Raw genomic sequence first — 9,658 nt, 5'->3', positions numbered from 1 at the left:
ACTGAGGGCTGGGAACGACCACGGCGAGGGGTGCGACGCTGCGAGTGCGGTGTGCATTGCGGTCAGGAAAGGAGCTTGAACGAGGGTGCGGTGGGAGTCGTCAGGCCGTACATCTCGCCGGGCCGCATCCCCTGGAAGGCCGCGTCCCAGATGTAGGTCCAGCCGGTGAAGCCCCACACCGTGTAAGCGTTCACGGCGAGCTGGTAGACCGGGCCCATGGCCAGCGGACGCTTCTTCTTGCGGTCCTTCTTCACATACCGGCCACGGCGCGGCGTGGCCGGAGGGATGGGGGTGCCCGTCCGGAGCCGGTACCGCTGCACCGCTGCTTAACCTGGGGTTAACGACCCAGGTCGAACGACCATTCGCTGCGCAACGCCAGCCCGCGGCGCACGACGGCAACCGCAGCTCACCAACAGATGCTTCGTCTGTTGGTGTTACGGCGCTCCCGGTGGTGTTGGCCTGCGGCCTTGGCGGCTGCCCACGGATACTGAGAGGGCGTTGGTCCGTGTATGGTCCGGATCTTGGTACCAGTCACCGGGACTCTGCGGACGGGCAAGCCCAGTCCGCGGGGCGTCCGGCCGCTGCGCTGTGCTAAAGGTGACCGGCGGGGCCGGTCGGCCCCCGTCGGCCGTGTGCCTGCGCGTGGTCGGAGGGGGTGTGGTCAGAAGCCGTAGTTGGTCACCCATTTGTGGGAGGAGATGCGGTCGTTCCCATTCCCACGGAATGTTGCCTGCTGAGCCGTTGGGGGCGCAGGTGCTGGCACCGCCGTGGCCGATGTGCTCGTACACCCGCACGTCCGCCAGGGTCCCGCTGTAGCCGTTGTTCCACCAGGAGGATGCCTTGTCGTTGACGTTCCAGCGAGCAGGCCAGTAGCCGCAGTCCCGCCAGTCGTCGTTGGCCCGCCACCGGCACTCTCGCCCGCCGCGGTTGGTGTGCTCCCATACATGGTAGTAACCGGGTTCGGCCAGTGCCTTCACAGCCGGGAGCGTTCCAGGGGAGGCGGCTGCGTCGGCCGCGGGGGCAACGGCCAGGCCCGCGCACAGGGTAGCGATGACAGCCCCGGTGCTGATGAAGGTGCGTAGGGTTCTTACGGAATCTCCTTGAGTGTTCAGCGGCCCAGAACGCCGGTCATCGTCCGGCCTCCGTCACGAGGCGGCGTGCCGTCGCTGGGGCCGCGTGCTGGAGGGTGCGTCGGACGGTGATGTCCTTTCGATAGCAGGCACGAACCTGGTCGCTGTAGTGGCGGTCCAGGTCGCGGACGGTGCGGCGGAGGGAAGTCGTGGTGGCACAGTGGGCTTCGGCGACGGCGATACGCGCCTGCCGGGCGTCCGCTTGGGCAACGGGCAGTCTCCGGGTGGAGGTGACGGCGGCCTTCCGGCTGGCGGCCGGGGTGACATACGGGTGGCCCTGCGCCCGCATACAGGCGGCCCACTGCTGCACGGCGGCCTCATAGCGTGGGTCCGCATGTACCTGCGCCACGTACAGCGGTTGCAGATTCATCGTGGGGGCGGCAACGCTGTAGGGGATGCCGCGTGCCCGCACGCACCGCTGGACGAGCAGTTGTTCGGCCCGTTCCAGCAGACGGACCTGGGCTGGACTCGGCTCGCGCACCGGGGCTGTCGGTGCGCGTCCAGGCGCTGGTGGGCCGACCGGCCCAGGGCCGCAGCCGGCCAGCACGGCCGCGACCAGCCCCCTGTCAGGCCGGACCGGGCGGTGCCCGGCAGTCACAGCGGGCGGCGGGCGCTCTTGGTCTTGTGCTGCTCGCGCCGACGCCATGGGCGGCGGCCGAGCATCCGGTGGCCCTCCGTGGCGGGCCGCTGGGAGTACGTCATCGTCTTCTCCGCCCGACGAGGTCACGACCAGGACGATGCGGGCCGGCGGCCTGCTCGCCTTGGTGGCCTGAGTGGTGCGAGGAGGCGACCGGTGCGGCGCGCCGGAGTGGGCACGCCGCGAAAATCCGGTGCTCGTGCTGATTCCGTGTTCGGGGAGAATCAGGCAGTGGAGGGCCTGGTCAGCACTGGGGGATGCAGGGGACGGGCTCGATGTTCTTGCCGCCCCGGATGGACACGTTGTCGGTCCACCCCCCCCCCGCCGTGGGCGGTGATGTACGTTCACCAATGGTTGGTGGACCGGCCCTACGCCACCTGCTCGCCGATGTTCGGGAAGGCGGCGGTGATGTTGCCGGTACCCACCTGGCCGAGGACCCGTTCCGACCCCGCAGTACGTCTTTCAGATGTGGATACCGGTGGTGTGGCGGGTGATCCAACTAAGGGCGCCGCTCGTCCAGGTACTGGCCGTGGATCCAGACGTTGCGTGGCCCGCCCCACAAATTCCCCTTGAACCAGGGGCCCGCCCAGCTGGTCACGTCGAAACCCTGCCCCCTGTGCACCTGGCCCAACGAGGGGTAGTTCGTTCCCGGGCCGGTGCGGAAGTTGACGTTGTTCTCCTGCACCCAGCAGGTGTGCGGCACGCGGCAGACGCCGCGTGCTCCGCTGAGTGGCACGGAGACGCTGGCTGCGCTCGGCGCGATAGCCGGGGCGGAGGCATTGGGAGAGTGGTTGCCTCGTGCTTCTGTCGGGGCCTGCGCGCACCCTCCGCCGCACTGGGGTTTGTCGCCCGGCTCCTCGACGAATGCCCCATCGCTTACCTCCGTCGGCGGCTTGTTGGGGACATGGTTGCTGGCGGCGGCGGGGGAAGCTCCGAAGAGGGGTATGACACTGAGAGCTGCGGCGATCAGGGCGCCGCTGGTGTACCGACGGTTCTTCTTCATCGTTTCTCCTGTCTGGCTTCTGGGCCGTCCCTTTGCGATTCAGTTTGGAACGGGGCACCGGACGTGGCCGGTGGCCCGGCCTTTGGGGTGGGTGTCGCCCCGAGCAGGGGTGCGCGGCGGTGACGGTCCCCGCGAGCGCGCCGGCCCGCTGGGTGACACCTGGTCGTTCTGCTGTGGGGTGCGGAATCGTGAGTCAACCTGGCTCCTCGTCGGGGCCGCAGGCGCGCGGCCCGGTGCCGCCAGCGTGCTGGCTCGATACACAGGCGGCCGGCGCGGCATCGCGGCCTCGATGTGGGCGCCCCCGGGAACCGGTAGGTCGATCAGGACACTCTGCCGGCATGTACATCCGACAGGTGGCGGCTAGACGTCTGCTTGGCCAGGGAGTGGAGCTGTACTGCCCAGCGGTTCTGGGAGCGGGTCGCGTGCCCCTGGTGCTCGGGCCACGGCGCCCTGGGCAGAGCTGGGCCGTGACCTCAGCAGATGGGAATTCCGGGGACGGGTTCGTCGTTGTTGCCGCCCCGGATGAAGACGTTGTTGATCCAACCGCCACCGCGGGCGGTGACATTGCGGGTGTCGGCGCTGGTGGAGGGAACTGCGCCAGCTGCCGGGACGAGGGCGAGCCCGCCTGCACCCACGGCGGTCAGTGCCGCCGCTACCAGGTGCCTTCTTTTGGCCTTGGTCATCGATGGCCCTCCTCTTCGGTCGCTTGATGACCGCGTTTTAGCAGTGATGCGTTGTTCAGTGTCTGGACCCTGGCGGTGAACAAACGGTTCGTGAACAATGCGGGCCCCGGGGGAGCGCGTAGGCGAATGGGTCTCGGGGCGGCGTAGAAGACCAAATCCTGTGCCGCCGGGTACGAATGTGCGAGGGGCGGGGTGATGCCTCGTAAAGAGCGTCCGCTTGACCAGGAGGACAGTGCGCTGCTGCGGTTCGCCGCGCAGCTGCGCGAGCTGCGGCATGCGGCCGGCAGTCCTACGTACCGGGAGTTGTCCGCCCGCGCGCACTACTCGGCTGCTGCGCTGTCCGGTGCTGCGGCGGGACGGCAACTGCCCTCCTTGGCAGTGACCTTGGCGTATGTCCGGGCTTGCGGGGGTGACGTCCGGCAGTGGGAGCGGCGCTGGCACGAGGTAGCCGCTGAACGGGCTGTCGAGGCGGCTGAGGTGGCGCCGGCCGCAGGGGAAGCGGAGGCGCCGTATGCGGGACTGGCGGCCTTCCGGGCCGAGGACACGGACCGGTTCTTCGGCCGGGAGAGCCTGGTCGACGAGCTGGTGCAACGGCTGGCCCGGCAGCGGTTCGTGGCCGTCTTCGGCGCTTCGGGCTCGGGCAAGTCTTCGCTGCTGCGCGCGGGTCTGCTTCCCCGCTTACGGGCCGCCGACAGCGGGCCACTGATCAGCGTCCTGTGCACGCCGGGCGCTCACCCGCTGGAAGAATGCGCGCTCCACCTGGCACCGCACGCCGGCATCGCGCCGGGCCGACTCCACGAGGATTTCGTGTCCGACCGCGCCAACCTGCACCGGGTGCTGCGCCAGATCGCCCTGCACCACCACGACAACGCGGAGGTCGTCATGGTGGTGGACCAGTTCGAGGAAATCTTCACCCTGTGCCACAGCGACCTGGAGCGCGCCGCCTTCATCGCCGCGCTGGTCACCGCGGCACGCACCCCGAACAGCCGCTGCCGGGTGGTGCTAGGTGTACGCGCCGATTTCTACCCGCACTGCACACGCCACGCGGAGCTGGTCGACGCGCTGCGTGATGCCCAGGTCACCCTGGGGCCGATGAGCAGCTGTGAGCTGCACCGGGCCATCGTCCAGCCGGCCACCCGCGCCGGATGCCGGGTGGAGGGGACGCTGCTGGCGGCGCTGACCGCGCAGGTTCACGGGCATACGGGCATGTTGCCGCTGCTCTCCCACGCCCTGCTGGAGACCTGGCGGCGCCGGCACGGCACCACGCTGACGCTGGCCGGCTTCCAGGCGGCCGGCGGCCTCGACGGCGCGTTGACCCAAAGTGCGGAAGCCATCTACACCGCCCTCACCGCTGCCCAGCAACGCCTGGCCCGGCAACTCTTCCTACGACTGACCGCCCTGGGCGAGGGCACCGAGGACACCAAACGCCGCATCCCGCGCAGCGAACTCGACGAAACCGCGGACCTCACGGCCGTTCTGGACCGTGCCGCCCACGCCCGCCTCCTGACCCTGGACCGTGGCCACGTGGAGATCACCCACGAGGCACTGATCCGTAACTGGCCACGGCTGCGTCGGTGGCTGGCCGAAGACCGCGACCGGCTGCGCCTGCACCGCCAGCTCACCGAAGCCGCCCGGGAATGGGAGGCGCTCGGCCGCGATCCCGGCGCACTGTACCGAGGTACCCGACTCGCCCTGGCCAAGGACCTCCTCCACCACGACGAGACCACCCTGACCGTACGCGAGCGGGCGTTCTTGGACGCCGGTCTGGCCGCCGAAGCCGCAGAGAGCGCCACGGCCCGCCATCGCGCCCGCCGACTGCGCCAACTCGTAGCGCTGCTCGCGACGTTCGCCGTGCTGTCCGCCGCGACCACCCTGTTCACCGTCGGTGCCGAACGCCGGGCGACCGAGGAGCGCAACAGCGCCCTGGCCCGCAAGGCGGTGGCGCAGGCCGCCGCCCTGCAGGTGCAGGATCCGGCGCTGGCGGCGCAGCTGCGGCTGGCCGCCCACCGGCTCGCACCGCAGGACGAGACGCGCGACAGCGTACTCAGCACCTCATCGCAGCCGTACACGACACGGCTGGCCGGGCATCACCGCGGCACCACCGACGCGGCCTTCAGCCCCGACGGCACCGTACTCGCGACCACCAGCATGGACAGGACCATCAAGCTGTGGGACATCAAGAACCGGTACCGTCCCCGGGAACTGTCCACCTTGAGGGGGCACACCGCCACCGTCCAGGCTGCCGCGTTCCGCTCCGACGGCCGTGTACTGGCCACCGTAGGCTGGGACCGGACGGTGCGCTTGTGGGATGTCGCCGACCCGGCACGGCCCCGCCGGCTGTCTGCAGCCACGGGCCACTCCGGGGATATCAGCACGCTGGCCTTCCACCCCGCTGGTTCGCTCCTGGCCACAGCGGGCCAGGACGGGACGGCCCGGCTTTGGGATGTGACCGATCCGCGCAGGCCGCGCGCGCTGGCCGTGCTGAGGAACCATCGCGACAACGTCAGTTCCGTGGCCTTCAGCCCTGACGGCAAGACCCTTGCCTCGGCCGACTACGACGCCACGACCCACCTGTGGGATGTCACCCGCCCCGCTCGCCCCCGCCACCTCACCACCCTGACCTCGGCGGGCTACGCGGCGGCCTTCAGCCCCGACGGCAAGACGCTCGCCACCGCCGGGACCGGCCGGACCGTCCAATTGTGGGACATCACCGCGGCTTCGCGGCCCCGCCTGCGCTCGGCGCCGCTCAGCGGCCACACCGACCTCGTCAACGCTCTCGCGTTCAGCCCCGACGGCGATACGTTGGCCAGTGCCAGTACCGACGACACCACACGGATCTGGCGAACCGCCGATCCGCCCCGGGCAACGCTGCTGACCGTCCTCACCGGTCACACCGACATGGTCTCGTCAGCCGCGTTCAGCCCGGACGGCACCACATTGGCCACCGCCAGCGACGACTACAGCGTCCGGCTGGAGGACCTGCGCGCCCTGACCGCACGCCACACCGGGATCGCCTACAGCGTGGCCTTCAGCCCTGACGGCCGGATACTGGCGACCGGGAGCGCCGACCGCACGGTCCGGCTCTGGGACGTGGCCGATCCCGCCGCGCCCTACCCCATCGCCACCCTCACCGGCCATCGTGCGGCCGTCCACACGGTGGCCTTCAGCCCCGACGGCCGGATGCTCGCCACGGGCAGCGCGGATCACACCGCCCAGCTGTGGAACATCAGCAACCCCCATCGCCCCGAACACCTCACTACTCTCCCCGAGCCCGCCGGTACTCCTGGCGGTGGGCCCGGGAGCGGTGTCATGTCGGTCGCCTTCCACCCCCGCGGCCACCTCCTGGCCAGCGCCGGGGCAGACCGGGTCATCCGCCTGTGGGACCTCACCCGTCCGTCTCAGGCCCGGCGCCTGGCCACCATCCCCATCCGCACCGGTGCCCTCATGTCGGTGAGCTTCCACCCCAGCGGCACCATCCTGGCCGCCAGCGGCATCGACCCCACCGTCCGGCTCTGGAACATCACCGACCCCCGGAACCCCAAGCGGCTACGCGGCATGAGCGGCCACACGGACGTCACCGGTCTGTCCTTCGCCTCACGCGGCGACCTCCTGGCGAGCTACAGCGCGGACCGCACCATCAGACTGCGCACCGTGACGCTGACAGGGGCCACCCGCGAACTGTCGGTCCTGCGCGCCCACACCGCCACCCTCCAGGACACGGCCTTCAGCCCCGACGGCACCAGTCTCGCCAGCGTCGGCAACGACCAGATCGTCCGCCTGTGGAACACCGCCGACCCCCAGCAACCCGTGGAGACAGCACGGCTCACCGGGCACACCGCCAAAATCTACTCAGTGGCCTTCCACCCGCGCGGGACCACCCTCGCCACCACGGACGCAGACGGCTCCGTCAAGCTGTGGGACACCGATCTCGATCGCGTCACCGCCCGCATCTGCCGCACCGTCCACCCGGACATCACCCGCGCCCAATGGGAGCAGTACTTCCCCGGCATCGCCTACAGGCCGCCCTGCGCGGAACCGTCCGTCGATCACCGGGACCGGGGCTGAGTCACGTCATCCCCTGCTGCACCCCGCTCGGCCCATTGTTCGGTGTGTGTTTGTTCAACACTCCGCCATGACCCTGAACAACGAGCCTCCGGTATACCCGGCAAACAGGAAGCGCCCATCGGAGGCTGCGCAGGCACGAACTGATCGAGACGCGGCAGCCGACGGCGCGCCGTTCCTTCGGCCGGGAGGCTGTCCGGCCCGGCTACCGGGAGGAGGCCGGGCCGACGGGAGCCTGGCCGGCAGGGCATGTGTCGTTCTTCCACAGAGGAAAGGACTGTCCTTCCATGCGTGCTCTCAGACGCACCGCGACCATCGTCGCAGCCGTGATGTTACCCGGGGCGATGCTGACCACCACGGCGACCGCCGCCCACCTGGCGTCCGTCTCACCCCGCACGTCCACCGCCTCCTCGACCGCCTCGCCGTCGGCGCCACCGGCACCGTCCCCGGGCCATCGGACGCCGGGCCCCCGGTCCGAGACGCCCCGGCCCAAGATGACCGCCAAGAACTGCTTGACCGTCCTCGACCCGGTCCAACCGGGGCAGCGCTTCTCCCGCGTTGTCTCGCGCACCTGCGGACAGCGCGCAGAGAAGGCGCTGGCCGAGGCCCAGCAGGCCCGGACCCTGCTGCTGAAGGTCTACGAGCACGAGCAACTGCGCGGCAACTGGGAGGTCTACAGCAGCAGCGGCGGCTCCTGCGACGCCAGCGGATACGGCATCCGGGACCTGGGCTACACCGCGAGCACCACAACGACCTCCTTCGTCATGTACAACAACTGCACAAAGGTCACGGCCTACCAGGCCACCGACTTCCGCGGCCTGTCCGAGGACTACTACGGCGACCGGGTCGTCAACGTCGGGCTGAAGATGAACGACCGGATCTCCTCCGCCTGGCTGAAGAACGCGCCGCGCAAACTGCCGCCGGGTGAGACCGTCGCAGTAGCCATGGGTGACAGCTACATCTCCGGCGAGGGGGGCCGCTGGAACGGCAACTCGCCCACCGGGGACCTGACCCGTAACGGATCCGACCGGGCGACCACCTGCACCATACTGTCCTGCGACTACGACCCGGCCAGGATCTACGGCGGCACCACCGCCGACGGCGGTAACGGGTGCCACCGCTCGGACACCGCCGAGATCGAAGGCAGAAGCTCCGGTATTCCGGTCACCACACGCATCAACCTGGCGTGTTCCGGCGCCGAGACCGCTCACGTACGCAACACCACCTTCAAAGGGGAGCCGCCTCAGGTCGACCAGCTCGCCAACATCGCCGCCCAGGCTCAGGTGAAGTACATCGTGCTGTCCATCGGTGGCAACGACCTGGACTTCACCGGCATCATCACGGACTGCGTGCGGCGCTACGTGGTCGGCCTAGGCCCGTGCAACGGGCTGCATCAGCCCAACATCGACCGCAAACTCGCCGGCGTACGCGCCAACATCGCCGCGAGCATCGCCGACATCCGTGCCGCGATGGGGGCCCAGAGCGGCTACCGCATCATCCTGCAGTCCTACCCCTCGCCCCTGCCGCGCGGCAGCGAGTCCCGCTTCCCCGCCAGTGCCGACTCGCTCCGGCGCGGCTGTCCGTTCCACGGCGCCGACGAGGACTGGGCCCGCGACCGGTTGATCCCGCAGATATCCGAGAGTCTGCGGCAGGTCGCCCGGGAGAACAACGTGGAATTCCTCGACCTGCGCAATGCCCTGGAGCGCCGGGAGGTATGCGGACGGGACACCCGTCAGGCCGACGAGCAGAACCCTGCTGACACCGTCAGCGAGTGGGCCCGCGACATTTCCTACTTCCAGGGCCACATCCAGGAAGACGCACACCCCAACGCCTACGGTCAGGCTGCGCTCGGCAACTGCCTGCAGAAGATGGCCGTCCTGTCGCCCGGTTTCTACGGATGCGACAACGGCGGCCCGGGCACGTCCGCAACCGCAATGACCGTACGGCCGATCCCACCGCAGGCGAGGGCCCGCAGGTAACGCTCTTGGGCACACCGCGCTCCCTGCGTCCGGGCCCGGGCGGCGCCGCTATCACGCCGCCGGGGCCCACCGGTCTTCGGGCAGGTACAGCGAATGGCCGCGATCGTCATGGCCCGGCACAACGGTGATAGCAGTCTGCCCCGCCGTTGATTGCCTCGGGCGGC

General features: G+C 69.8%; 7 protein-coding genes. 2 read left to right on the top strand and 5 right to left on the bottom strand.

Translation table 11 applies throughout. The features are described from left to right. Window positions 1–62: 62 nt before the first annotated feature. The 5 genes from IH45_RS0135460 to IH45_RS0135445 form a co-directional block, all read right to left on the bottom strand. The gene (locus tag IH45_RS0135460; RefSeq protein ID WP_158813372.1) at window positions 63–254 is read right to left on the bottom strand and encodes a hypothetical protein; all 192 of its coding nucleotides are present in this window, start codon (window positions 252–254) and stop codon (window positions 63–65) included. Between the two features lie 180 nt (window positions 255–434). After that, the gene (locus IH45_RS1000000151135; RefSeq protein WP_158813370.1) at window positions 435–977 is read right to left on the bottom strand and encodes a peptidase inhibitor family I36 protein; all 543 of its coding nucleotides are present in this window, start codon (window positions 975–977) and stop codon (window positions 435–437) included. A 151-nt stretch (window positions 978–1,128) separates the two neighbouring features. Then, window positions 1,129–1,611: a hypothetical protein gene (locus tag IH45_RS01000000144460; protein WP_030678418.1), complete on the bottom strand. Its 483-nt coding sequence runs from the start codon at window positions 1,609–1,611 to the stop codon at window positions 1,129–1,131. A gap of 655 nt (window positions 1,612–2,266) precedes the next feature. Further along, complete coding sequence (locus tag IH45_RS01000000144455) at window positions 2,267–2,503, bottom strand: SH3 domain-containing protein (protein WP_234440795.1); 237 nt, start codon at window positions 2,501–2,503, stop codon at window positions 2,267–2,269. Window positions 2,504–3,243: 740 nt separating this feature from the next. Continuing rightward, entirely contained in the window at window positions 3,244–3,453 is a 210-nt protein-coding gene (locus tag IH45_RS0135445; protein WP_030678410.1) for a hypothetical protein, read from the bottom strand. A gap of 195 nt (window positions 3,454–3,648) precedes the next feature. Between IH45_RS0135445 and IH45_RS0135440 the strand changes: the two genes are divergently transcribed. Then, complete coding sequence (locus IH45_RS0135440; protein WP_050515412.1) at window positions 3,649–7,518, top strand: WD40 repeat domain-containing protein; 3,870 nt, start codon at window positions 3,649–3,651, stop codon at window positions 7,516–7,518. Window positions 7,519–7,802: 284 nt separating this feature from the next. Then, window positions 7,803–9,494, top strand: a complete 1,692-nt coding sequence (locus IH45_RS1000000147260) for a GDSL-type esterase/lipase family protein (RefSeq protein ID WP_050515411.1) — start codon at window positions 7,803–7,805, stop codon at window positions 9,492–9,494. The last annotated feature ends 164 nt before the right edge of the window (window positions 9,495–9,658 follow it).

This window comes from Streptomyces rimosus subsp. rimosus (assembly GCF_000720725.1).
In the GTDB taxonomy this organism is placed as follows: domain Bacteria; phylum Actinomycetota; class Actinomycetes; order Streptomycetales; family Streptomycetaceae; genus Streptomyces; species Streptomyces rimosus_A.
Note: the sequence above shows the minus strand (reverse complement) of the source record. Positions and strands in the feature narration are given on the sequence as shown.